Genomic DNA, 23,263 nt, shown 5'->3' with positions numbered 1-23,263 from the left:
AATGCTATGCTAGCGGCCCGTCCGGGCATCCAGGGCCGTCCATCGGCCGCCTTGTCTGGTGCCGTTTTCAACATGGGAGATGCCGTGAACGATCGAATCGAGGCCGTGAAGGCCTACCTGCTCGACCTGCAAGACCGTATCTGCTCCGCCCTCGAGGCCGAGGACGGCAGCGCGCGCTTTCGCGAGGACGCCTGGATACGCGAGGGCGGCGGCGGTGGACGTACCCGGGTGATGGAGAGCGGCGCGCTGATCGAGAAGGGTGGCGTCAACTTCTCCCACGTGCACGGCGTCGGCCTGCCGCCGTCGGCCAGCGCCCACCGCCCGGAACTGGCCGGACGGGGCTTCCAGGCCCTCGGCGTGTCCCTGGTGATCCACCCGCGCAACCCCCACGTGCCGACCTCCCACGCCAACGTGCGGCTGTTCGTCGCCGAGAAGGAGGGCGAGGCGCCGGTCTGGTGGTTCGGCGGCGGCTTCGACCTGACCCCCTACTATGCGGTCGAGGAAGACTGCGTGTTCTGGCACCAGGCCGCCAGCGACGCCTGCGCACCCTTCGGTGCCGACGTCTACCCGCGCTTCAAGGAATGGTGCGACCGCTACTTCCACCTCAAGCATCGCAACGAGCCGCGCGGTATCGGCGGCCTGTTCTTCGACGACCTCAACGAGTGGGATTTCGAAACCACCTTCGCCTTCCTGCGCGCCGTCGGCGATGCCTACATCGAGGCCTATCTGCCCATTGTGCAGAAGCGCAAGGACACCCCCTACGGCGAGCGCGAGCGCGAGTTCCAGGCCTATCGCCGGGGCCGCTACGTGGAGTTCAACCTGGTCTACGACCGCGGCACCCTGTTCGGCCTGCAGTCCGGCGGGCGCACCGAGTCGATCCTCATGTCGCTGCCGGCGCAGGTGCGCTGGGGCTACGATTGGAAGCCGGAAACGGGCACGCCCGAGGCGCGCCTGACCGAGTATTTCCTCACCGACCGTGACTGGCTGGCTCAGGCCTGAGCCTGCGCAGGAGAGGCTAAGGGCGTTATCGCGCCGCCCATGCCGGTTCGCTGTCGCGCGGCAAGCCGGGTGTCATTCCGGCGCACGACCCGTACAGGGTGGGAAACGGCCACAGGCCTTTCCCTCCCCGGCTCGGTAGAAAGGTGGAACCTCGCCGCGCGAGAGTTCCGCTCAGGACAAGCCCGCCAGCATGGGCAGACCACAAATTCTTTGAGGTGCGGGTGGCCGCAGGCTCCCCCTTCTCCGCCGGAGGATCTTCTTCCCATGGACCACTACGCCGTGTTCGGCAACCCCATCGGCCACAGCAAGTCGCCGCAGATCCACCGCCTGTTCGCCAAGCAGACCGGCCAGGTGCTCAGCTACGAGCCCCTGCTGGCGCCGCTGGATGATTTCGCCGGGGCTGCCCGCGCCTTCTTCGCGGACGGCAAGGGCGCCAATGTCACCGTGCCCTTCAAGGAGGACGCCTTCCGCCTGGCCGACGAGCTCACTTCCCGCGCCAGGCGCGCCAGGGCAGTGAACACCCTGATGAAGCTTGAAGACGGCGCGCTGCTCGGCGACAACACCGACGGCGCCGGGCTGGTGCGCGACCTCCAGCAGGCCGGGCTGGCCCTGGAGGGACTGCGCATCCTGCTGCTCGGTGCCGGCGGCGCGGTGCGCGGGGTGCTCGAACCGTTGCTGGCGGAGCGCCCGGAGGCGCTGGTGATCGCCAACCGCAGCGAGGACAAGGCGCAGCAGCTGGTCGGCGAGTTCGCCGAACTCGGTCCGCTGAGCGCCTGCGCTTTCGCCGCGCTGCAAGGGCCGTTCGACCTGATCGTCAACGGCACCTCGGCGAGTCTGGCCGGCGAGCTGCCGCCGCTGCCCGCCGGGCTGATCCAGTCGGGCCGCGGCTTCTGCTACGACATGATGTACGGTCGCGAGGCCACGCCCTTCTGCCACTGGGCTCAGCAGCAGGGCGCGACGCGGACCCGTGACGGCCTGGGCATGCTGGTCGAGCAGGCGGCCGAATCCTTCCAGCTGTGGCGCGGCGTTCGTCCGGACACTGCCAGCGTGCTGGCCGAGCTGCGCCGCCAGCTCTGACTTCGCTCAGAGCCTGTTCAGGAGCTAGCGAGCTAAGGTCAGGCAAGGCGCAACGCAGCGAAGCGGAGTTTACGAGCGGTAAATGAGCATGACTCGCTCCGCTCGCCCCTTCGGGGCACGCACTGAAGTGCGTTAGCCGCAAGCGGCTTCCGAACCCGATCTCAACGCAGCATGGCCGACGCGCAGCAGATCATGAACAGGCTCTCAGTGATCCCGGCCGCGGGCGAACAGCAGGCCGAACAGCGCGGCGGCGCCTACTCCCACCGCCAGGCTGGCCCAGGGATGGGCACGGACACAGTCGCGGGTACACTGGCCGACCTGGTGGCACTGGCGGGCCAGGCTGTGGCGGGTGTCATGATAGTGATGGCGGGATTGCTGCAGCAGGCCCTCGGCGCGCTCCCTGAGCCGCTCGTAATTGCTCTGGGTATCGCGCGAGGCGCTGGTCCTGAGATGCTCCAAGGCGTGCATCAGGTCGTGGATCTCCTTCTCGAGCCGTTCTTCGGCCAGGGACGTGCGGGGGGTCTTGAACAGCGACATGGGGCAGCTCCAGTCCGGTGGTCATGGATGTGCCGCGGCAGGCTTCGGCGTGCCGCGCTGTCGAGCAAGCATAGTCCAGTGTGCCGCACACCTCGACCGCGGGCAGGCCGCCCGCCGGGTCCATCCCACCTTACAGAAATGTAATCGTCAGTCCCGGCCGGATATGGCAGTTTTCGGAGTGCCGCCTCGCGCGGCCCTGTTTTTCCGACCGACTGGAATGAACGGCATGCATTGCAAAATCTCGCGGCGGACCTTCGTCAAGGGTCTCGCCGCCGGCGGTATCCTCGCCGGCTTCGGCCTCTGGCGCCCGCCGGTCTGGGCGCTGAGCGGCCCCGCCCGGCCCACGCTGCTTTCCGGCAGCGACTTCGAGCTCGACATCGGCGAAATCCCGGTGAACTTCACCGGCACGCCGCGCATCGCCACCACCATCAACGGCTCCCTGCCCGGCCCCACCCTCCGCTGGCGCGAGGGCGACACCGTCACCCTGCGGGTGCGCAACCGCCTGGACGAAGATACCTCCATCCACTGGCACGGCATCCTCCTGCCGGCCAACATGGACGGCGTGCCGGGCCTGAGCTTCAACGGCATCGCTCCGGGTGGTCTGTACGAATACCGCTTCCAGGTGAAACAGAGCGGCACCTACTGGTACCACAGCCACTCGGGCTTCCAGGAGCAGACCGGCGTATTCGGCGCGTTGATCATCGACCCGCGGGAACCGGAGCCCTTCCAGTACGAGCGCGACTATGTGGTGATGCTCAGCGACTGGACCGACGAGAAACCGGCGCGCGTGCTGAAGAAGCTCAAGAAGCAGTCGGACTACTACAATTTCCACAAGCGCACCGTCGGCGACTTCATCGCCGACGTCGGCGAGCATGGCTGGGCGGCGACCGTCGCCGAGCGCAAGGCCTGGGCGGCGATGAACATGACCCCCACCGACCTGGCCGACGTCAGCGCCCACACCTACACCTATCTGCTGAACGGCCAGTCTCCCGCCGGTAACTGGACCGGTCTGTTCCGCCCCGGTGAGCGGATCCGCCTGCGCTTGATCAACGGCTCGGCCATGACCTACTTCGACGTGCGCATCCCCGGCCTGAAGATGACCGTGGTGGCCGCCGACGGACAGTACGTCGAGCCGGTGAGCGTCGACGAGCTGCGCATCGCCGTGGCCGAAACCTACGACGTCATCGTCGAGCCGCAGGATGCCGAGGCCTATACCCTGTTCGCCCAGTCCCTGGACCGCACCGGCTACGCCCGCGGCACCCTGGCGCTGCGCGAGGGGCTGAGCGCGTCGGTGCCAAAACCCGATCCGCGTCCGCGCCTGAGCATGGACGACATGGGGCATGGCGGCATGGATCACGGCGCGCACGGGGACGCGGCGCCGGGCGGCAGCGAACAGGCCGGGCATGCCGGCATGGCCCATGGCGATCACGGCAACATGGCCGGCGCAGCTGGAGAAATGCAGTCTCATCCGGCCTCGGAAACCGGCAACCCCCTGGTCGACATGCAGACCATGACGCCCACTCCCAAGCTGGACGACCCCGGCATCGGCCTGCGCGACAACGGCCGCCGGGTCCTGACCTACGCCGACCTCAGGAGCGTTTTCACCGATCCGGACGGCCGCGAGCCGGGACGCACCCTCGAGCTGCACCTGACCGGCCACATGGAGAAGTTCGCCTGGTCGTTCGATGGCATTTCCTTCGCCGATGCCGAGCCGCTGCGCCTCAAGTACGGCGAACGGCTGCGCATCGTCCTGGTCAACGACACCATGATGACCCACCCCATCCACCTTCACGGCATGTGGAGCGACCTGGAGGACGAGCAGGGCAACTTCCTGGTGCGCAAGCACACCATCGACATGCCGCCCGGATCAAAGCGCAGCTACCGCGTCACCGCCGACGCCCTGGGCCGCTGGGCCTACCACTGCCATCTGATGTTCCACATGGAAACGGGCATGTTCCGCGAAGTGCGGGTGGAGGAATGATGGCTGTCCTGCACGGATTTCCGACCCGCACTCCCCCCGCCGCCATCCTCGCCGCCATCCTCGCCGCCGCGCCCCTGTCCGCTCTGGCCGTCGACGGACACGCTGGCCACGCACAGCACCCGGCGCCGCAGGCCAGGCCCATGGAGCATGGCCCGATGGGCCACGGCGGCATGGAGCACGGCCATGGGGAGCATGGCAGCATGGAACAGGATCATGGAGAGCATGGCGACATGGACCACGCCCGCAGGCCTCCGGCTGCGCCCCTGCCGCCGAACATCCCTGCCCTCAGCGATGCCGACCGCGCCGCCGCCTTCCCGATGTTGTCCGCCCATGCGCCCCATGGTCGCTCCATCAACAGCCTGCTGCTCTTCGAAAAGCTCGAATACCAGGACGCCGACGACGGCAGCGCCTTCGTCTGGGACGCCACAGGCTGGATCGGCGGCGACATCGACCGGCTGTGGCTGCGCTCGGAAGGCGAGCGGACCAACGGGCATACTGAACAGGCCGAGTTCCAGATGCTCTGGGGGCATGCCATCGGTCCCTGGTGGGACCTGGTCGGCGGCGTGCGCCAGGACTTCAAGCCCGGTTCGGCGCAGACCTGGGGCGCCTTCGGCATCCAGGGCATGCCCTTCTACGGCTTCGAGACGGAAGTCACCGCCTACCTCGGCGAGGGTGGCCAGACCTCCCTGCGCCTGGAGGGCGACTACGACATCCTGCTCACCAACCGGCTGATCCTCCAGCCGACCGTGGAGGTCAATCTCTACGGCCGCAACGACCGCGAACGCGGTGTCGGTTCCGGTCTGGGCGAGATCGAGGCCGGGCTGCGCCTGCGCTACGAGATCACCCGCCAGTTCGCTCCCTACCTCGGCGTCACCTGGGGCCGCCTTTATGGCAATAGCGAGGACCTGGCCCGCGCCAAAGGCGAGGACGAGGAGGAGGCCCGCTTCGTCGCCGGCATCCGCTTGTGGTTCTGACAACCTGAGCGTGTCCGGCGACGTCCCGCCCTACTCCTTGGCGCGGCTCTTCTCCAGCCGGCTGATGAGCCAGGAGACGACATTGAGGATGAACAGGCCCAGCAGGGTGCCGAGGACGGCCGTGGCCTGCTGGCCGAGGCCGACCGTCACGCCGATGGCGGTGGCGAGCCAGAGGCCGGCCGAGGTGGTCAGACCCTTCACCTGGGCCAGGTCGCGGCTTTTCAGAATGGTCCCGGCGCAGAGGAAGCCCACCCCGGCCACGATGCCTTGGATGACTCGGCTCATGGCGTCGTGCTCGGCACCGGCCTGTTCCAGAGTCAGGACGAACAGCGCGGCGCCCAGGGTCACCAGCATGTGGGTACGCACGCCGGCGGCATGCCCGTGATGCTCGCGCTCGAAGCCCAGCAGGCCGCCGAGCACGGCCGCCAGCAGCAGGCGCAGGCTTACCCGAATGGCCTGATCGAGTCGGGAAAGATCGGAAAACTCGTCGGTCAAGGTCGCAACGAACACGTCCCACGCAGTCACGCTCTCTCTCCGGCAGTCTTGGGATGGGTGTGGAATGACCGGGAAACGCTCTCAGTAAAGCAGGTCCGCAGCGGCGGACGCGTATGCCGGCGCCGAGGGAACCATTGCCGCGGCGCGCGGAGTCTAAACCATGAATTTACCCACTACGGTGGAGTGCCCTATGGCCAAGAAGCACCTCTTCCTCGTCAGCTACATCCTCAACAACCAGCCGCAGTCGACCGAGGTCGAGTCGGAGGCGGAAGCCCTCTCCGTCGACCAGGCGCGCTTTCACGTCGCGGCCCTGCACACCTCGGACGTGTCGGCAGACATCACCGATGTGCAGGTGACCAAGATCCTTCACCCGAAAGAGACCGGCACCAGGCCAGGGCATTACCAGCAGCCGTAACTGGCGGTCGGCGCCAGGCAAGGCCGGTCGAATGCAGGCTATTTACGGATGAAGGCTGGAGGGGCCTGCCCGCCGCTCCGGCGGTGCAGGCCAGCCGGATCAGGCGGCCCGTTCCCCGGCCAGTTGCTTCTTGAGCTCCTTCTTGCGGCTTTCCATTTGCGCGCCCAGCTCCTCGAGGCGGTCCTCGCCCAGCAGCTCGCTGGCCTTGGGCAGCATTTCCTGCTCCTCCTCCTCGATATGGTGCTCGACCAGGTCCTTCAGCACCTTCACCCGGCCGGCGAACTCGGTGCTGGACGGGTCGGTCTTTTCCAGATCGGGAAGGATCAGCGCCTCCACCGCCCGGTGCTCCTCCTTCGCCTCGTGAAAGAGGACCTCTCCTTCCTTGCCGCCCGCCGACCTGAACGCGGGGTAGAAGACCTCCTCTTCGATCCGGGTGTGGGCGGTCAGCTCTTCATGCAGGTGGCGCATCAACTCTTCGCGCGTCTTGACACCCCGCTCGGTGGTCTTGCTCAGGCGCTCAAAGAGTTGCTTGACCGTCTCGTGGTCATGCTTCAACAGTTCGACAGCATTCATCGTCAGTCTCCTTGGCTGTGGAGGTGGGGTCGCCTCTAAGCTGACCCCTCGTCTGGCCAACGGGTTCGATGTTTCCCGGCCTCCGTTCGTCTCTTCAGCGTGTCGCTCATCCAGGGGAATGTTCCTGGCCCAGCGGCAGTCCATAACGGTGAGGGAGTCGGCTTTTCCGCCTCTCCAGCGCATCCAGCCAGCCGGGAGAGCAGTGATGAAGAAAATCATGGAGCGAGAGGGACTGAGCGGCCCAGGCAGGGTGGTGATCTACAGCAACCGCGGCCGGGAGGCCCTGCACGAGCGGGCTGTGCACCTCGATCTGGGGCACCGTCTGGCGCTGCTGCAAGGGCTGGAGTTCGCCGGCGAGTACGATCCTAAGCTCGACTATCCGGGGCCCTTGTACTTCGTTCCCACCAGCACCGTGATCGGCCGGCAGAGCGCGCGTCGGCTGGGCATGCGCAGCGCCGCGGATCTCTTCGGCGGGGTGGTGCCGCAGCCCTTCATGGCGACCAAGGCGATCACCCATGGGCTGCTGCGGGCTGGTGCCCAGGCCCCGCCCGGCTGGTCGCGAACCTTCGCCCGCCGAGTGGAGGACGCTGTGTTGCGGGGCTTCACCGTGTTCAGTCGGGAAGAGGCCGGCGAGGCCGGCCGCCAGCTGCTGGCCGAGGGCCCGCTGCGGATCAAGCCGGTGCTGGCGACCGGCGGCCGGGGGCAGAGCCTGGTCACCGACCCGACCGACCTGGAGCGGCAGCTGGAGGCGCTGGACGAGTGCGAGCTGGGCCGCTTCGGTCTGGTGCTGGAGGAGCATCTGGAGCAGGTGTCCACCTATAGCGTCGGTCAGGTGCAGGTCGGCGACCTGCTGGCGACCTATTGCGGGACCCAGCGGCTGACCATCGACAACCAGGGCGAAGAGGTCTATGGCGGCTCGGATTTGGTGGTGGTGGCCGGCTGTTTCGAGGCGCTGCTCGCCCTCGAGCTGGACGAGCCGGTACGCCTTGCCGTGCAGCAGGCGCGGATCTACGACGCCGCCGCCATCGACAGTTTCGCCGGCTTCTTCGCCTCGCGGCGCAATTATGACATCGCCCGCGGGCTGGACAGCCGGGGACGTACCCGCTCCGGGGTGCTCGAGCAGTCCTGGCGCCTCGGCGGCGCCAGCAGCGCCGAAATTGCTGCGCTGGAGGTGTTCCGGGCCGGTGCGCGGGTTGTGCGGGCGTCCTCCCTGGAACTGTTCGGCGAGGCGCAAGTCGCACCCCCCCAGGCTTCCGTATTGTTCCGCGGCGAGGACCCGGACGTCGGCTACATGACCAAATGCGTGGTAATAACGGACTATGGCAACCCGTAGCGAAAGCGTCGATCTGCTGGTGGAGAATGAGCGGCTCGCCGGCACCTTTCTCACCCCGGATACCCAGATGCCGGGGTTGCTGTTCGTACACGGCTGGGGCGGCAGCCAGGAGCGCGACTTGAAACGCGCGCGGGGTATCGCTGGGCTCGGCTGCGTCTGCCTGACCTTCGACATGCGCGGTCACGGCGGCACTCTGGCGCAGCAGCAGGGGGTCACGCGGGAGGACAATCTGCGCGACATCGTCGCGGCCTACGACCTGCTGGCCGGGCATCCGGCCATCGACAGCGAATCCATCGCCGTGGTCGGCAGCAGCTACGGCGGCTACCTGGCCAGCATCCTCACCTCCCTGCGTCCGGTGAAGTGGCTTGGCCTGCGCGTGCCGGCCCTGTACCGGGACGCCGAATGGACCCGCCCGAAGCGCGAGCTCGACCGCCAGGATCTGCAGCTGTACCGGCACTCGCCGCTGACGGCTGCCGACAACCGCGCGCTGGCGGCCTGCGCGGCGTTTCGCGGAGACGTGCTGATCGTCGAGTCGGAGCACGACAGCCTGATTCCCCACACCACGATCATGAGCTACCGCAGCGCCTTCATCGGGGCCCATTCGCTGACCTACCGGATCATCGACGGCGCCGACCACGCGCTGAGCGTCGACACCTGCCAGCAGGCCTACACCTCGATCCTGGTGCAATGGGTGACCGAGATGGTGGTCGGGTCACGGGTCAGAAACATCCATCGGGAATAGGCGCGGGGGGATCAGCGGAGCGGGAGAGGTGCCAGCCTGCCTGGCAGGGGGCTGCGGGGAATGGCATCTAGCCCTCTTCTTCCAGCGCCCGCTCGAAACGCGGCGTGAAGGCCTGCACGAAAGCGTTGCGCAGGATCGCGACGAACGCCTGCAGGGGGCTGATGTTCTGCAGCTCGAGGACCGCCCGGGCGACCACGGCGCGGTCATGCCAGAGCGAATCCCAGCTCACCGCCAGGTCGATGCCGGGCACCTCGAGAAAGGGTACCGGAATCCGCCCTTCCTACTTGACGATCTTCAGCCCCTCGATGCGATAGGCGCCGCGCCACCAGGAGCAGGGCCAGACCGAGCTCGACGAGGGGCAGACCATAGCGTTTTTTCATGGGCTCTAAGGGTATTCATCCATACCGACAGCCGCTACTGCGACCATTTCCCGCCGCTGTTCTCGCAGTCGATACGGGTCTGCGCCTGATTCTGCACCTGATAGTAATAAGTCACGATCTGCGCATCGTCCGGCAGCGGGTCCGGCCATGTGCCTTGGCCGTATTGGCCCCTGGCCTCCTCGTTGGCCAGGGTTTCCTGGGTCAATGCCGCGCTGCATTTGCCGAAATAGTCGCCTGGGCAGTTCGCGCGCTTTTCCTTGTGCGCCCCGGACACGGAGTTCGTCCCGGTGCTGCAGGCCCAGTCCAGCGAGCCGGCCGGCATGCCGCGGTACTCGAAGCAGGACTCCATGACATCGGTCGCGGTTCCGGCCACAGCCAGTTGCTCCGTCACATGGCAAGCCTCGGCGAACAGCAGCGGGCTGGACAATCCGGCGCAGAGAAAAACCCCGATGGATAGTAGGCGGTTCATGGGATGCTCCTGGAGGCAGCGTGGAAGTCTTGGCGCGAATGCCAGCCCTTTCGAGTCGGACCGGCGTGCCATGATGAGAGTTCGCCGCAGGAGGACCGACGGCGCCCTGCGCAGCAAGCTTCCCCGCGCATCGCCGTTGGCGAAGACGGTGCCCGAAAGCGCGTGAAAGGATTGATTTGCCTAGACCTTGACTCTAACGTGAATAAGGGGGCATTCGGTATGATCCTTGCCGGACTAAGGCGAGCGTGTATTGCCCCGTCTTTGTTAGCCTTGAGGAAGTGAAAAATATGAAAAAGATCTTGATTCTGTTGCTCGCCCTCGGCGGCGCGCTGGCTCTGCAGCCCGCCCTGGCCGAGGGCGACGGCGAGCTGTACAAGACCAAGGGCTGTACGGTCTGCCACTCTATCGACAGCAAGCTGGTCGGCCCCGCTTTCAAGGAAGTCGCCGCCAAGTATGCCGGTCAGGCCGATGCCACCAGCATGCTCGCCGCCAAGATCAAGAACGGCGGTTCGGGCAACTGGGGTCAGATCCCGATGCCGCCGAACGCGGTCACCGAGGCGGAAGCCCAGACCCTCGCCGAGTGGGTCCTGAGCCAGAAGTAAGCGCCCCGGGACGCCGGCCTGCCCGGCGCCCCCTCTCCTCCTTTTCCCTCCCGCTTGTCGCCGTCAGCTCACCGGCGCATCTTCGTTCCCTACCTCTGTCTGGCCGGTCACCACGATGCGGTTGCGGCCGTCGCGCTTGGCCCGGTACAGCGCTGCGTCGGCCAACTTGAGAACCGCCGCCACCGAAGCGGCACAGCTCGGCCAGTGGGCGACCCCGGCCGAGATGGTGACGAAGGAGCCGGTGGGACTTTGCGTATGGCTGATCAGGCTGCGCAGCCGCTCGGCGACCTGTGTGGCCACCTCCAGGCCGGCCTCCGGCAGCAGCAGGGTGAATTCCTCGCCGCCGCCCCGGCAGACCAGATCGCTGCTGCGCGAGACACTGACCATCAGCCGGCTCACATGCTGCAGCACCAGGTCGCCGATATCGTGGCCATAGATGTCGTTGACCTGTTTGAAATGATCGATATCCACGGCAATCACCGCAAAGGGCCGACGCTGCGCCTGCCACCGCTCGAGGGCGAGTTGCAGGCCCCGCCGGTTGGTCAGCCCGGTCAGCGGATCGGTGAGGTTTTCCTGGTTGAGCCGGCCCAGCTTGCTGTGCAGCAGTGCCAGCCCCCCCAGCATGGCGAGCTTGAGCTGTCTGGCTTCGAAATACCAGGAATGCACCTGGCGGATCTGCTCCTGGGCATTGGAGAACTCCCAGTGCCGGGCTGTGATGGCTAATTGCCGCAAAGGCCGTGCGATCAGCTTCGACAGCCACCAGAGGACCGCCAGCATCAGGATGAAGAACGGCAGCGCATTGAGCAGGATCTCCACCATCAGCCCATCCAGCGCGGCCAGCGTGGCCTCGCTGGGCCGCTGGGCGATGACGCCCCAGCCGGTGCTGGCCACCGGGGCATAGCCGGCGAGCAGGTCGATGCCTTTCGAGTTGAACAGCCGCCGGCTGCCCTCCTCGCCCCGGAGCACGGCCTCGATGGCCGGATTGCCGGTGACGATCTCACCGGTACGGGACGGATTCTGGTGATGGATCAGATGCCGGTTGCGGTCTACCACATACAGCTGCGAGCCATCCTTGTAATAGTGCTCGCCGAGCAGCGCCTGGAGGCTGCCGTCGTTTTTTTCCAGGTGGATGGCGCCGCCGACAAAACCCAGATAGCGGCCGTCCGAGGCGAGGATCGGCTGCGAGATGAGGATCAGCAGATGGCCCCGGGGGCCGACGTAAGGCGCGCTGATCATGGGCCGGCGCTCGGCCAGGGCCACCCGGGAACCCGGGTTTTTCAGGACGGTATCGACCAGCCTCAGCCCTCCCGACGCGGCGGCCAGTACCGTGCCGTCGGTGCGTACGACAAAGACCCCGTTGAAGGTGTCGGTCTGTTCCTTCAGGCGCCCGACCTCGGCGTCGAGCCGCTCCGCCTGGTCGAGCATTTCCGGCAGCAGGTCGGCGCTGTAGGCGAGCTGCTGCTGCGCCGCCTTGAGGAAGTTGTCCGTGCTGTGGGCCAGCTTGGCGGCATAGGCCCGGTTGGTCTCCAGCGCCTGGGCTATCAGCTGGTGATGCAGGGTCTGATAACTGGCATGGAAGCTGTTGGCGAAAGTCAGCAGGGTGGCGGTGATTGTCAACAGCAGGATAAGTCGGCGCAGATCAAGGTGATGCATAAGGTCTCTGAGGGAAAAATGCCCACCGGCAAGCTCCCTTGTCCAACTCCAATGGAATACGGGCGCCCATTCTCGATCCGTTCGACTACGCAGGGCGCACGCTGTCACGCCCCCGCTCCGGCGCCAGGCCGGATCCTGCATCCAAGCCGCCAGCCAGCTGAAGAAAGCGGCGCCACTCCTCCAAGAATGGTGCCGTCGGATACTTGGCGAATTTTGATATCAAAACGTTCTTACAGAAAAGCCTTTCAGGTCATGTCTTGGGTCAATGGTCGGAAATCGGGCATGCCGCAACGGCAACCCGCTCCCTATTGCATGCGTACCGTCAGGCGGGCCACATGGGCGCCCTGGAAGCTGGCCAGGATCAGCTCCTTCTCGCTCGGCCGGCGCGCGCCGTCCGCTCCGGCGATGGTCGCCGCGCCGTAGGGCGAGCCGCCGCGCAGTTCGCTGATGTCGCTGAGTTCCGGCAGCACATAGGGCAGGCCAACGATCACCATGCCCAGGTGCGCCAGGGTGTGCCAGAACGAGGTGATGGTGGTTTCCGAACCGCCGCCGGTGCCGGTGCTGGTGAACACGCTGGCGAACTTGCCGACCAGCGCGCCGCTGACCCACAGCCCGCCGGTCTGGTCGAGGAAGTTGCGCATCTGCCCGGCCATGTTGCCGAAGCGCGTTGGCGTGCCGAACAGGATGGCATCGTAGTCGGCCAGCTCTTTCGGATCGGCCACCGGCGCTGCCTGGTCCAGCTTGGCGCCGGCCTTGCGCGCCACTTCCTCGGGCATGGTCTCGGGCACCCGCTTGAGGGTCACCTCCACGCCCGGCACGCTGCGCGCGCCGTCGGCCACCGCTTCGGCCATGCGCTCGATATGGCCGTACATGGAGTAATAGAGGATGAGAATCTTCTTCATGGCACTGTCTCCCGGGTCGCTGAGCGGATCAGACAGGTATAGCAGTGCCCCGGCGCCGCTGCGGCGAGCCCGGCTGCGGGGGGCGCGGCGGACTCGCTATCATGCGCGGTCACGCTTTCCGGGAGATCGACATGCTCAATGGCCTCTGGCTGGGTTTTTTCCTGATCGCCGCACTGACCGCCTTCGGCCGCTGGCTGCTGGGCGGCGAGCCCGCGGTGTTCGCCGCCATGGTGGACGGCCTGTTCGCCATGGCCAAGCTGGCGGTGGAGGTGATGATTTTGCTGTTCGGCACCCTCACCCTCTGGCTGGGCTTCCTGCGCATCGCCGAACAGGCCGGGCTGGTGGAGCTCCTGGCGCGCCTGCTCGGTCCGCTGTTCCGCCGGCTGATGCCGGAAGTGCCCTCTGGCCACCCGGCGCTCGGGTTGATCACCCTCAACTTCGCCGCCAACGGCCTGGGCCTGGACAACGCCGCCACGCCGATCGGCCTCAAGGCGATGCGCGCCCTGCAGGAGCTCAATCCCAGCGCGACCACGGCGAGCAACGCGCAAATCCTCTTTCTGGTGCTCAACGCCTCCTCGCTGACCCTGCTGCCGGTGTCGATCTTCATGTATCGCGCCCAGCAGGGCGCCGACGACCCGACCCTGGTGTTCCTGCCGATCCTGCTGGCGACCAGCGCCTCGAGCCTGGCCGGGCTGCTCGGTGTCGCTTTCATGCAACGGCTGAAGCTCTGGGACCCGGTGGTGCTCGCCTACCTGCTGCCCGGCGTGCTGCTGCTCGGTACCTTCATGGCGCTGCTCGCCGGACTCTCGGCGACGGCGCTGGCGGCGCTGTCCTCGCTGCTCGGCAACCTGGTGCTGTTCAGCCTGATCCTGCTGTTCCTGCTGCTCGGCGCGCTGCGCAAGGTGGCGGTCTACGAACACTTCGTCGAAGGCGCCAAGGAAGGTTTCGAGGTGGCGAGGAACCTCTTGCCCTACCTGGTCGCCATGCTCTGCGCGGTGGGCGTGCTGCGCGCCTCCGGGGCGCTGGACTACGCGCTGGAGGGCCTGCGCTGGCTGGCCGGGGCGGCCGGCTGGGACGTCCGCTTCATCGACGCCCTGCCCACCGCGCTGGTCAAGCCCTTCTCCGGCAGCGCGGCGCGCGCCATGCTGATCGAGACCATGCAGACCCACGGGGTTGACAGCTTCCCTGCGCTGGTCGCCGCCACCGTGCAGGGCAGCACCGAAACCACCTTCTATGTGCTGGCGGTGTACTTCGGCGCGGTCGGCATCCAGCGCGCCCGCCATGCGGTGGGCTGTGCCCTGCTGGCGGACTTTTGCGGCGTGCTGGCGGCGATCGGGGTGTGCTACTGGTTCTTCGGCTGAAGCGGGCGGTCTCAACTTTCCAGCCAGACGTCCTTCGCCCAGTGCCACACCGAGTCCCAGCTCTCATCGGTCAGCTCATCGCTGTCGCCGCTCCACAGCAGTACCTGGCCCTCGATGTCCACTACGTAGTAGTCGCGACTGGCCTGGCACAGCGGCACCAGGTCGCGCGGCACGCCCAGGTCCCAGGCGACCGCGGCGACTTCCGGCAGGTAGGTGTGCGACTGGGGATCGGTGACGGTCACCGGCTCCAGGCTGCCGTAGACCACATCGCTGACCTTGAGCAGGAACTCGCGCAGTTCGAAGGGCAGGTTGAGCAGAAGCAGCTCCTCGACCTCCACCAGCAGGTCTTCGTCGGGCAACTCCAGGGGCACCGGCACGGGCTCGTTCAGCTCGCGCAATTGTTCGATGACATCTTCCACGGCTCGTTCGTCCTCAGGCAATAAATGCGCGCTTTATACCCCAGCGCCCCGGCGAGCAGAATCGCAGCACGTCGCAGGTACTGCAGCCTGGCTGCGCATTGTCCAGGCTTCCGCTATCGCCATCGGTGCGATGCCGCTGGCGCTTCCCATGCAGACCTCGGCTTGCACAGGCTGGTTGCAAGCCTGTTCTCCGGCAGTCTTGCGCCAAGCCATTCGTCCCTTCGGGGGAAACTTTCCTGCCGGACCCCCATCCACCGAAGGACCACGGCCTTTCGCAGTTTGTTCCTGTCCACTACCGAGCGAAGGAGAACGAGCATGAACACTCCCATGTATGAATCCTGCATCCAGGCATGCAGCAGTTGTGCCTGGGCTTGCGAAACCTGTGCGGCCTCCTGTCTGCGTGAGGACAATGTACAGGCGATGGCACGCTGCATTGAACTGGACCTGGATTGCGCCGCCTTCTGCAAGCTGGCGGCCACGCTGATGGCACGGGAAAGCGATTACGCCTCGGCCTTCTGCAGGCAATGCGCGGAAGTCTGCCGCGCCTGCGGCGAGGAATGCGCCCGGCATGGGGCCGACCACTGCCAGCGCTGTGCCCAGGCCTGCCGGTCGTGCGCCGAGGAGTGCGAGCGGATGGCCGCCTAACGCCGTCGAAACGCGACAACAAGGCATATCCATGCAGCAAGGATCGGCCGGCAGGGGGCTGAAAGCCGACCGCTATATGAGTTCGCCGTCATTATAGTGACGCATCCAGGTGGCATGCTGGAGTTTGACGATAGCTGCGCCTTATGAACCCGGCCCAAGAATAGATTTTCCGTAGAGCCCGGCCTTTAGCGGTCTCTATGGCCCTTTTTGGAGTCTATTTAAGGGCCTTATTAATAAGGCCGCAGAGTCCCCAACTTGGAAGGGCCTCGAGCAGATCAGACGACAATCTGAAGGCACGCCCAAGCGCTCCGCGACATTGGCCCCGCCGATTGCACGCCATGCCCCAATCTCTCTATAGCCAGGCACCGGGCGCTTATGGTTCCTTATCGGCGGAGGCGGAGGCGGAGGCGGAGGCGGAGGCGGAGCGGAATGCGAAACCGGGTCCAGGTGCGCGGTTGTTTCCAATCAAGACAATGCATCCGATCAAAAGTGCTTCGAGCTGCGAGGGTTAACATGAATCCTCATCCGATGTCCTGCTGACGGCGAAGCACCCTTGGCTGCAGCGGGCGGGAGTGGATGAACAGCCGATCCGATCACAGCACCCAGCGTGGCACTCCAGATGTCGAACAGAACAGGATCTTCTATGCCCGGTACTTCCCCAGAACAACAGGCCGCAGAATGGAAACTGTTACTCATGCAATTTCCTGCGGTAGTCGCCGCCCAGGTCAGGGAGCTGGCCACCACCCACCAGGCTGAGCTGGCGGGGTATTTCTACGAGCAGATGCTACAGGATGAGCAGGCCATGCTCTTTCTCACCCACGAGCAGGTGAAGAGCCGCCTCCATGGCACCCTGCAGCAATGGATCGTCGCGCTGTTTTCCGCCACCGGCGACGACGCCACGCTGTTGGCGCTGATCGCCCAGCAGAAGCAGATCGGCGAGATCCATGCGCGCATCAACATTCCCATTTATCTGGTAATGCGCGGCGCGCGGCATCTGCGCGAGCGGCTGTTCGTGCTGCTCTGCCAGCAGCCCGTCGGCCCCGAACACAAGCTCTTCGGCCAGCGCCTGATCGGCGAAACCGTCGACCTGGCCATGGAAATCATGAGTCGCGCCTTCTCCGACGCCTATGACCGCAACTCGCGCAGCGAGGAGGGCTATCGGCTGTTCTCGGTGGCGCAGAACATCGGCATCGAACAGGAACGCCAGCGCTCCGCCCTGCTCGACTGGGAAAACCAGCTGATGTTCGACCTGGCGATCGGCCAGTCCTTCCCGCAACTGCCTCGGCTGTCCGGTTCGGAATTCGGCCTCTGGTTCCTCCACAAGGGTGCCCATGCCTTCCAGGGCTCCCGGGAAGCCGAGCTGATCATGGAGGGCATGCAACACATCGATGAGGTGCTGCTACCGCTGTTCGAACAGATCGCGGCGGAGCCGGATGCGGACCAGCGTCTGCACAACCTGCGCATGCTGCGCGAACAGGCCAAGGGCATCGTCTTCCACCTGGGCAACCTGTTCGAGCAGGCCAATGTCCTGGAAAGCGGCCGTGACGTGCTGACGAGCATGCTCAACCGCAAGTTCCTGCCGGTGATCCTGGCCAAGGAAGTGGCCTACGCGCGGCAGAACGAGCGCCCCTTCGCCGTGCTGGCCGTCGATATCGACTATTTCAAGCAGATCAACGACAAGTTCGGTCACGAAGCCGGCGATCTGGTCCTGCAACAAATCGCCACCCTGCTCAGCAACCATTGCCGCGGCGGCGACTACGTGTTCCGCATGGGCGGTGAGGAATTTCTCGTGCTGCTGGTCGACGTCAACCAGAGTCACGCGCTCGGGGTGGCCGAGAAACTGCGCCGGCAGGCCGAGAAGGAGCGCTTCCGCCTGCCGGACGAGCACGAGGCCCTGCAGCTGACCGTGAGCATCGGCGTGGCCCTGCACGACGGCCACCCGGACTATCAGCGCCTGCTGCGTCAAGCCGATCGGGCGCTGTACGAGGCCAAGCATGCCGGACGCAACCGAGTGGCGCTGTCCAGAGAGGCATGAGGCCTGAAAGAAGAAAACCCGGGCAAGCCCGGGTTTTCTGTCGCTGGGAACCGGCTCAGCCGTTCTGGCGGATACCGGCGATCAGCCAGGGCTGGTTCTCGCCCTGCCGGCGCTCCATGCGCCAGCTCTCGCTGAAGGCCTCGCCCTGCTCGAAGCGGGAGCTCTTGGACACGCCGCTGAAAGTCAGGGTGGCGACGGTCTTGTCGGCCTGGTCATCCACACCATCCAGCTGCACCTGCAGGTTGTCGACATAAGTGGACTGGAAGTCGTTGCCCAGATCGGCGCGCTCCTTGCGGATGACGTCAAGCATCTGCGGGGTGACGAACTCGGTGATCTTGTCCATCTCGTTGGCATCCCAGTGTTGCTGCAGGGCCATGAAGTGCTGGCGGGCGGCCTCCAGGAAGCGCTGCTCGTTGAACCAGGCCGGCGCCTGGATCGGTGCGCGGCGCTGGGCGGCGGTCTGTGCGCCCGGGGCAACAGGGCGCGGCTGGGCCGGCATCTCCCGCTGCAGCGGCGCGTGGCCGGCCATGGCCGGATGCATCTTGCGCCGACGGGCGGCGATCAGGCGGTACACCAGGAAGGCGATCAGCGCGAGGATCAGGATATCGAGCAGCTGGATGCCATCGAAGCCATCACCCATGAACATCGAGGCCAGCAGACCACCGGCGGCGATGCCGGCCAGCGGGCCGAGCCAGCGCGACGCGCCGCTGGCCGGACGAGCGGGCGTCGGCGCGGCAGCGTTCGGTGCAGTGGCGGTGCTGCCAGCCGGCTGTTGCGGCTGGGCCTGGGTGGACTGGTGGCTTGGCGCGCTGCCGGACGACTTGCCGCCGCCGAAACGCTTGGCGTTGGCGTCGAGGCTGAGGGTCATGGCCACGCAACACGCCATGAAAAGGCTGAGAAAACGTCGCATGTGGGGGTTCCCGTAGTTGATGTCACACATTTCATCTTGCCCAGCAGTGCCGGGGTCTGTCATCCATTATTTCCCAACATGAAGATAATGGCGGTCAGACTCCGGTCTACGTCGGAGAAAAAATGTTTCGAGCTTTTGCTCTCGGGCCGGCTCAGGGCCGCAACAGGCAGGCCAGCGGCAGGCTGTACAGGCGCCGGCGCAGGTAGGCGCGCAGCGCGGCCTCGCCCTCCTGGCCATGGCGCAGCCAGTGGGCAAAGGTGCATAGATAGACGGCGCTGAGCGCGATTTCCTCGCCGATACGCGAGAAATAGGCGCTGGGCCGCCCGGCGGCCTCGCGCCACCACTGCACGGTACGGCTGATGCGCATCAGCCCCAGCACCTGCAGATGGATATGGCCGGGCTCGAGCTTGTAGCACAGCATCTCCCCGGTCAGCGCGCGGTGCGGGGCTAGCGCACCCAGCCAGGCGACCAGCAACTCCTCCAGACGCCCTGCGGGCGTCAGCGCGACCAGGTCGGCCTCCCGGGCGCGGGCCAGCAGGGCCGCGTCGGCGCGGTCGAACCAGGCTTCCACCAGGGCGTCCTTGTCCTGGTAATGGCGGGCGATCTCCTCCAGCCCGATGTCCAGCGTGGCGGCCACGTCGAACAGGCGCAGGCGCTCCCAGCCGCTGCGCTCGGCGATCTGCAGGGCAGTATCGAGGATCTGCGCGGGACTCGTCATGGGCTCACCTCCGCCTCTCAGTATGGCCGCTTCCAGAGCGGCTGCAGAGGGGTGGCGACAGGTGGCGGAAGCGTCCGAACCGGACCGGCCGGGTGCGCGAAATCCGACAGATGGCGGCGGCTTGCCAGTGCTGGGAAGTCCAGCCGCCGGGCCGGAACATGAGGGTTTCGCTGGAAACATCTCCACGGGCGTGGGGAAGACGGCCTCCACCGTTCCACGTGGAACAGAAACACCCCCACGGGCGTGGGGAAGACCACGGCCGGAACCAGCTTCGCTTCGGGCAGGCGTTACTTTTCCGTTCCAAGTCTGAACGTCCGCAGCGAAGCCTCTACCGCCGGGAAGGTGCTCAGGAAGTTGAAGAAGGGCGACGTCGTCTACGCCTACCAGACCGATGCCGACTGGGTCCGTATCTCTGCGGACGATGCCACCCCGGAATGGGTGATCGCCAGCTCCCTGGCCAGATCCAAGCGGTAACCGCAAACAGTCAAAGTCACGCTAATTAGCGAAAAAGCTAATTCGCTAATTCATGAACTCAAAGATCGAGTTGATCCGCCTTGATCCCGAAGGCCGCGGCGATCTTCTGCCGGGTGGCCTTGCGCGGCTTGGCGACGGCTTCCTGCTGGACATAGGCCGGCTGGGAAATCCCCAGGCGCTGGGCGACCTCGTCCTGGGTCAGGCCCAGGTGCTCCCGCCAGGCGCGGATCGGCGTGGCCCCGTCGACGATGCGGCTGATGACTTCATGGGGAATCTGGAAGCTGGCTGTCATATCCATTTTTTTCAACATGATTCGAGGCACGAATCCAAGTCGCAGAAAGCCCGAACGTGACGTGTCACGCACGGGCTTGCCGGCCGGAACTAAATAGCTAATTCGTTATGCAGCGTGACCGCTGATCGACAGCCCGATTGACAATCCGGCCGCTACGGCGATCGCCACCAGGGCGTCGAGGCTGAAGGCATTGATCTTGCCAGCCTCGAGGTTGGAGAAGCGCGGCCCGGTGATGCCGAGACGGCGGGCCTTCTCGGTGTCGGTGCCCGGCCAGGCGGCGGCCTGCTCGATGATGGCGCGCATCAGGGCGGCGCGCAGCTTCATGTTCTCGGCCTCGGCCGGGGTGTCCTCAATGGCATCCCAGATGCTGGCGAAACGTTGTTGCTCGGTCATTTTCTATTCCTCAGCAGGTCGCGCAGACGGGTTGCCGCCAGATCGATATCGGCCTTCGGTGTGGCCTGAGTCTTCTTCTGAAAGCAGTGCAGCACATAGACAGCATCCGGCAGGGTGGCCAGATAGATCACGCGGAACGCCCCCGAGGCCTCGCGGATGCGGATCTCCCGCACGCCGGCGCCCACAGTCTTCATGGGCTTCCAATCGGCCGGCTCGATACCATTCTGGACGTTGTCCAGCTCAAAGCCAGCCTCGCGACGCGCTTCGGCCGGAAAGTCACGCAGGCGACCTCGACCGGGGACCCCCCGCGCTTATGGCGCGAAATGGGGGATCGCTTATTGTATTGCCTTGGGCTGGCCATGCGCAGGCGGTGAGGTTTGCACGGGGGGAACGGCTCTGCTTTTCCCGTAGGGTGGTACCAGTGGACGGTAAAATTTGCAGGACTATAGAAGCCCGAGGGCACTGCCGGGGGGCCGTTGGCCGGATCGGGGGAAACATTGGGGAAACGGCAGCGCCGGAGCGGCCGAAATGGTGCCGGATGGACGGTCTGGAGGGGTCTGGAAGCGTGCAGGCGTGACGATGCACCGTCGGTGACGGTGCGCATGGGGGATGAGATCAGGTCGGCGGGTGCGTGCGGTCTAGGATGGCGACCAGCTCGGGGCGGGACTTGTCAGGATATTCCAGGGCCAAACGCTGCAGTTCGGCCGCGCGCTCGATGCGCCGGACGTTGTCCTGCTGCTCGATCTTGGCGCGGCGGTGGGAAACACCCCTACGGGCGTGGGGAAGACCCGAACATGAAGTCTTCCGCCATGCAGACTTCGGAAACACCCCCACGGGCGTGGGGAAGACTGCAGCGCTTCGCAGATCTCGTCGTCCATCAGGGAAACACCCCCACGGGCGTGGGGAAGACAGTTCAACCTTCTGGCGAGTCTGCCCACCAACAGAAACACCCCCACGGGCGTGGGGAAGACACCAACAGATTGTTAATGAGCCGGGCCTCAGACACAAGATCTGCCAATTACGTCTGGGTCAGGGTTTCGACGACGAGCTGCAGGCCGGAGAGGGTCGTCATGGGCTTCCTGGGCGGGCCGATGGTTCTGATTTCGTAGCCTGGCGGATGTGGCAGGGAGCGGAAGATCACCAGTCCGGATTCGGGCGGGCAGTGCTTGTACAGGTAGTCGACGACCGTGACGGCGACCGAATCCTTGATGCCAGAGACGAAGACGTTGGGCCTGGGTTCGACGAACCAGAGCTTCAGGCGGCCGCGCACGGCGGGCGGCAGGTCATTTGCGATTACGACGAGCACGGCTCACTCCGAAGATGTCCAGGATGTCGTCGCCCACCTTGGCCAGCAGGTCCATTTCCAGCACCCGCCGACGGAACCCGGCGGAAACCTTGTGCTTGTCGTAGCGGCCCGCCAGCTCGCGAGTGAGCGAGAAGGCCAGGTCGATGCACAGCTGCTCCTTGTAGAGATCCGCCAGGTCGTAGACGAAGGGCAAGGGGCTGCCCGAATGGATGAAGCCGATGTGCGGCGAGTAGCCCATGCTGTGCACCGCCGAGCAGAGGATGCCGTACAGCGCCGCATTGGTGGCGGTGAGCACCTGGTTGGTGACGTCGCCGAGTTCGAACTTGCCCGGCGTGAACTGGCGCCCCTTCCAGCCGACCCCATATTCCTCGGCCTTCTGCTGGTACAGGGTACGTACCCGGTGCCCCTCCATGCCCATCATTTCCTTGAGGCTCTTGCCGTCCAGGTCGGCATCGGGAAAGCGTCGCGCGAACATCCGGCGCGCCACCTCGAGGGCCTTCTGCGCATCGCTGGCCAGCTCGATCTGTTGCTTCAGGTTGCGGGTGTCCGCCGTGGGGAGGAAGCCGGCCGCATAGAACAGCAGACTGTCCTCGCCCACCCAGCAGACCGAGCAGTTGGCGGCCACGGCGGTCTTCACCGCCTCGTGGGTGATGCTGGTGCCCGGCCCCAGCAGCAGGGCGTTGAGCGTGGCGACAGGCAGGGGCACCACGTTGTTCTCCGAATCGATCCACTTGATGCTGCTGTCGTCGATCTCCAGCCGTCCGCGCTCCAGATAGAGGAAGGGATACTTGTCCTTCACCTGCGGCAGCGATTCGCGGGTCACCTTGACGAAGAGGCGCTGTCCGTTGGCCATGGCTATGTCGTCCCGTGTTGTAGCGTCACGCGCCGGTCGCGGTACTGCTTGTGCTCGCCGAACTGCAGGGGTACGTCGTTCAAGGTCAGCACCTCGCCGCCTTCGTGCTCGCCCTGCAGTACCCGGAAAGCGAAGGCGCGGCGCTTGTCCACGGCCAGGGCGGCACCGGCGGCCAGGGCGGCCTGTGCCGTGGCGTAATGCCCCTGGTAGACGAACTCGGTCGGCACGCAGTTCTTGCGGCCCAGGTACAGGTCCCACACGGGCTCGCGCAGGGCCGCGGCGAACGCTTCCAGGCGCGCCGCCGGTACTTGCAGGGCGACGGCGAAGGCCATGTCCTGCAGGTAGTAGCGGTAGGTCATCTTGGTGCCGCCGCCGACCGCCTTCTTGCCCTCGCTGGTCTTGGGAATCAGCAGGGTCTGCCAGGGGTCCTGGTCGTCGTAGCCGCTGCCGACCATGTGGAAATCCCGCAGCAGCGGCTGGCGCGGCTGCGGATTGCCTTCCCGGTCCGTCGGCACATGGGCCTCCAGCTGCATGTCCAGATCGGCCAGCTCGGCCAGCAGCTCATGCTGTTCACCTCTAGCGCCCAGGGCGCAGCACAGCAGGCCCAGCACGCCGGACTTGGTGGGAAAGTCCAGGCTGTCGCGGCGTCCGAACCTGGAGTCGTGGCCCCAAGCCTGCAGCGGCCCCTCCAGCCAGAGCAGCAGATAGGGTTCCGTCATGACTCG

General features: G+C 65.8%; 26 protein-coding genes and 2 pseudogenes. 12 read left to right on the top strand and 16 right to left on the bottom strand.

The features are described from left to right. Nucleotides 1–84: 84 nt before the first annotated feature. On the top strand, nucleotides 85–999 hold the full coding sequence (gene hemF / locus ACYVD0_RS22410) for an oxygen-dependent coproporphyrinogen oxidase (RefSeq protein WP_460428842.1): 915 nt from the start codon (nucleotides 85–87) through the stop codon (nucleotides 997–999). A gap of 264 nt (nucleotides 1,000–1,263) precedes the next feature. Next, on the top strand, nucleotides 1,264–2,076 hold the full coding sequence (gene aroE / locus ACYVD0_RS22405; protein ID WP_460428841.1) for a shikimate dehydrogenase: 813 nt from the start codon (nucleotides 1,264–1,266) through the stop codon (nucleotides 2,074–2,076). 204 nt (nucleotides 2,077–2,280) lie between these two features. Here aroE and ACYVD0_RS22400 read toward each other — a convergent pair whose 3' ends face one another. Beyond that, the gene (locus ACYVD0_RS22400) at nucleotides 2,281–2,613 is read right to left on the bottom strand and encodes an ElaB/YgaM/YqjD family protein (RefSeq protein ID WP_460428840.1); all 333 of its coding nucleotides are present in this window, start codon (nucleotides 2,611–2,613) and stop codon (nucleotides 2,281–2,283) included. Nucleotides 2,614–2,839: 226 nt separating this feature from the next. Between ACYVD0_RS22400 and ACYVD0_RS22395 the strand changes: the two genes are divergently transcribed. Together ACYVD0_RS22395 and ACYVD0_RS22390 are read left to right on the top strand one after the other, a co-directional pair. Continuing rightward, complete coding sequence (locus ACYVD0_RS22395; RefSeq protein ID WP_460428839.1) at nucleotides 2,840–4,594, top strand: copper resistance system multicopper oxidase; 1,755 nt, start codon at nucleotides 2,840–2,842, stop codon at nucleotides 4,592–4,594. Continuing rightward, nucleotides 4,591–5,568: a copper resistance protein B gene (locus tag ACYVD0_RS22390; protein WP_460428838.1), complete on the top strand. Its 978-nt coding sequence runs from the start codon at nucleotides 4,591–4,593 to the stop codon at nucleotides 5,566–5,568. The genes ACYVD0_RS22395 and ACYVD0_RS22390 overlap by 4 nt, the downstream gene beginning before the upstream one ends. Nucleotides 5,569–5,598: 30 nt before the next feature. On the opposite strand, the gene ACYVD0_RS22385 is transcribed toward ACYVD0_RS22390, so the two are convergent. Further along, on the bottom strand, nucleotides 5,599–6,093 hold the full coding sequence (locus ACYVD0_RS22385; protein WP_460428837.1) for an MgtC/SapB family protein: 495 nt from the start codon (nucleotides 6,091–6,093) through the stop codon (nucleotides 5,599–5,601). Nucleotides 6,094–6,253: 160 nt separating this feature from the next. On the opposite strand from ACYVD0_RS22385, the gene ACYVD0_RS22380 reads away from it, so the two are divergent. Beyond that, nucleotides 6,254–6,478: a hypothetical protein gene (locus ACYVD0_RS22380; RefSeq protein WP_460428908.1), complete on the top strand. Its 225-nt coding sequence runs from the start codon at nucleotides 6,254–6,256 to the stop codon at nucleotides 6,476–6,478. 99 nt (nucleotides 6,479–6,577) lie between these two features. Here ACYVD0_RS22380 and ACYVD0_RS22375 read toward each other — a convergent pair whose 3' ends face one another. Next, nucleotides 6,578–7,051 carry a hemerythrin domain-containing protein gene (locus ACYVD0_RS22375; protein WP_460428836.1) on the bottom strand — a complete coding sequence of 158 codons (474 nt, stop codon included), beginning with the start codon at nucleotides 7,049–7,051 and terminating at the stop codon, nucleotides 6,578–6,580. Between the two features lie 217 nt (nucleotides 7,052–7,268). Between ACYVD0_RS22375 and ACYVD0_RS22370 the strand changes: the two genes are divergently transcribed. Both ACYVD0_RS22370 and ACYVD0_RS22365 read left to right on the top strand, forming a co-directional pair. Then, nucleotides 7,269–8,384, top strand: coding sequence for a DUF3182 family protein (locus ACYVD0_RS22370; protein WP_460428907.1), 1,116 nt, complete (start codon nucleotides 7,269–7,271; stop codon nucleotides 8,382–8,384). Next, the gene (locus ACYVD0_RS22365) at nucleotides 8,371–9,126 is read left to right on the top strand and encodes an alpha/beta hydrolase family protein (RefSeq protein ID WP_460428835.1); all 756 of its coding nucleotides are present in this window, start codon (nucleotides 8,371–8,373) and stop codon (nucleotides 9,124–9,126) included. The genes ACYVD0_RS22370 and ACYVD0_RS22365 overlap by 14 nt, the downstream gene beginning before the upstream one ends. Nucleotides 9,127–9,298: 172 nt before the next feature. Here ACYVD0_RS22365 and ACYVD0_RS22360 read toward each other — a convergent pair. After that, nucleotides 9,299–9,451, bottom strand: a pseudogene (locus tag ACYVD0_RS22360) (DUF748 domain-containing protein); the annotation flags it as partial. Nucleotides 9,452–9,540: 89 nt separating this feature from the next. Then, nucleotides 9,541–9,975 (bottom strand): hypothetical protein, encoded by a 435-nt coding sequence (locus ACYVD0_RS22355; RefSeq protein WP_460428834.1) that lies wholly within the window; start codon nucleotides 9,973–9,975, stop codon nucleotides 9,541–9,543. 287 nt (nucleotides 9,976–10,262) lie between these two features. Between ACYVD0_RS22355 and ACYVD0_RS22350 the strand changes: the two genes are divergently transcribed. Further along, nucleotides 10,263–10,577 (top strand): c-type cytochrome, encoded by a 315-nt coding sequence (locus ACYVD0_RS22350; RefSeq protein WP_460428833.1) that lies wholly within the window; start codon nucleotides 10,263–10,265, stop codon nucleotides 10,575–10,577. 63 nt (nucleotides 10,578–10,640) lie between these two features. On the opposite strand, the gene ACYVD0_RS22345 is transcribed toward ACYVD0_RS22350, so the two are convergent. Together ACYVD0_RS22345 and wrbA are read right to left on the bottom strand one after the other, a co-directional pair. After that, nucleotides 10,641–12,230 (bottom strand): diguanylate cyclase, encoded by a 1,590-nt coding sequence (locus tag ACYVD0_RS22345; RefSeq protein ID WP_460428832.1) that lies wholly within the window; start codon nucleotides 12,228–12,230, stop codon nucleotides 10,641–10,643. Between the two features lie 305 nt (nucleotides 12,231–12,535). Then, a complete protein-coding gene (wrbA, locus tag ACYVD0_RS22340) occupies nucleotides 12,536–13,132 on the bottom strand; it encodes an NAD(P)H:quinone oxidoreductase (protein WP_460428831.1) in 597 nt (198 codons plus the stop codon). Between the two features lie 131 nt (nucleotides 13,133–13,263). On the opposite strand from wrbA, the gene ACYVD0_RS22335 reads away from it, so the two are divergent. Beyond that, nucleotides 13,264–14,493 carry a nucleoside recognition domain-containing protein gene (locus tag ACYVD0_RS22335; RefSeq protein WP_460428906.1) on the top strand — a complete coding sequence of 410 codons (1,230 nt, stop codon included), beginning with the start codon at nucleotides 13,264–13,266 and terminating at the stop codon, nucleotides 14,491–14,493. A gap of 11 nt (nucleotides 14,494–14,504) precedes the next feature. Here the strand turns inward: ACYVD0_RS22335 and ACYVD0_RS22330 are convergent, their stop codons facing one another. Then, a complete protein-coding gene (locus tag ACYVD0_RS22330; RefSeq protein WP_460428830.1) occupies nucleotides 14,505–14,912 on the bottom strand; it encodes an SMI1/KNR4 family protein in 408 nt (135 codons plus the stop codon). Between the two features lie 315 nt (nucleotides 14,913–15,227). Here ACYVD0_RS22330 and ACYVD0_RS22325 point away from each other — a divergent pair, with 315 nt between their 5' ends. Continuing rightward, nucleotides 15,228–15,557, top strand: coding sequence for a four-helix bundle copper-binding protein (locus ACYVD0_RS22325; protein ID WP_460428829.1), 330 nt, complete (start codon nucleotides 15,228–15,230; stop codon nucleotides 15,555–15,557). 643 nt (nucleotides 15,558–16,200) lie between these two features. Then, nucleotides 16,201–17,592, top strand: a complete 1,392-nt coding sequence (locus ACYVD0_RS22320; RefSeq protein ID WP_460428828.1) for a diguanylate cyclase — start codon at nucleotides 16,201–16,203, stop codon at nucleotides 17,590–17,592. A 55-nt stretch (nucleotides 17,593–17,647) separates the two neighbouring features. Here ACYVD0_RS22320 and ACYVD0_RS22315 read toward each other — a convergent pair whose 3' ends face one another. After that, on the bottom strand, nucleotides 17,648–18,502 hold the full coding sequence (locus ACYVD0_RS22315) for a Tim44 domain-containing protein (RefSeq protein ID WP_460428827.1): 855 nt from the start codon (nucleotides 18,500–18,502) through the stop codon (nucleotides 17,648–17,650). A 151-nt stretch (nucleotides 18,503–18,653) separates the two neighbouring features. Next, nucleotides 18,654–19,220, bottom strand: coding sequence for a TetR/AcrR family transcriptional regulator (locus tag ACYVD0_RS22310; RefSeq protein ID WP_460428826.1), 567 nt, complete (start codon nucleotides 19,218–19,220; stop codon nucleotides 18,654–18,656). 243 nt (nucleotides 19,221–19,463) lie between these two features. On the opposite strand from ACYVD0_RS22310, the gene ACYVD0_RS22305 reads away from it, so the two are divergent. Beyond that, complete coding sequence (locus tag ACYVD0_RS22305) at nucleotides 19,464–19,694, top strand: SH3 domain-containing protein (protein WP_460428825.1); 231 nt, start codon at nucleotides 19,464–19,466, stop codon at nucleotides 19,692–19,694. 58 nt (nucleotides 19,695–19,752) lie between these two features. Here ACYVD0_RS22305 and ACYVD0_RS22300 read toward each other — a convergent pair. The 6 genes and pseudogenes from ACYVD0_RS22300 to cas5e form a co-directional block, all read right to left on the bottom strand. Then, nucleotides 19,753–19,968: pseudogene (locus ACYVD0_RS22300) on the bottom strand (helix-turn-helix domain-containing protein); the annotation flags it as partial. Between the two features lie 123 nt (nucleotides 19,969–20,091). Continuing rightward, entirely contained in the window at nucleotides 20,092–20,379 is a 288-nt protein-coding gene (locus ACYVD0_RS22295) for a helix-turn-helix domain-containing protein (protein ID WP_460428824.1), read from the bottom strand. Continuing rightward, nucleotides 20,376–20,618, bottom strand: a complete 243-nt coding sequence (locus ACYVD0_RS22290; protein ID WP_460428905.1) for a type II toxin-antitoxin system RelE/ParE family toxin — start codon at nucleotides 20,616–20,618, stop codon at nucleotides 20,376–20,378. The genes ACYVD0_RS22295 and ACYVD0_RS22290 overlap by 4 nt, the downstream gene beginning before the upstream one ends. A gap of 779 nt (nucleotides 20,619–21,397) precedes the next feature. Then, on the bottom strand, nucleotides 21,398–21,685 hold the full coding sequence (gene cas2e / locus ACYVD0_RS22285) for a type I-E CRISPR-associated endoribonuclease Cas2e (protein WP_460428823.1): 288 nt from the start codon (nucleotides 21,683–21,685) through the stop codon (nucleotides 21,398–21,400). Further along, on the bottom strand, nucleotides 21,663–22,538 hold the full coding sequence (gene cas1e, locus ACYVD0_RS22280) for a type I-E CRISPR-associated endonuclease Cas1 (protein ID WP_460428822.1): 876 nt from the start codon (nucleotides 22,536–22,538) through the stop codon (nucleotides 21,663–21,665). Before cas1e ends, cas2e begins: the two co-directional genes overlap by 23 nt. A 2-nt stretch (nucleotides 22,539–22,540) precedes the next feature. Further along, the gene (gene cas5e, locus ACYVD0_RS22275) at nucleotides 22,541–23,257 is read right to left on the bottom strand and encodes a type I-E CRISPR-associated protein Cas5/CasD (RefSeq protein ID WP_460428821.1); all 717 of its coding nucleotides are present in this window, start codon (nucleotides 23,255–23,257) and stop codon (nucleotides 22,541–22,543) included. Nucleotides 23,258–23,263: the final 6 nt, after the last annotated feature.

The organism is Azotobacter armeniacus (assembly GCF_054779355.1).
Note: the sequence above shows the minus strand (reverse complement) of the source record. Positions and strands in the feature narration are given on the sequence as shown.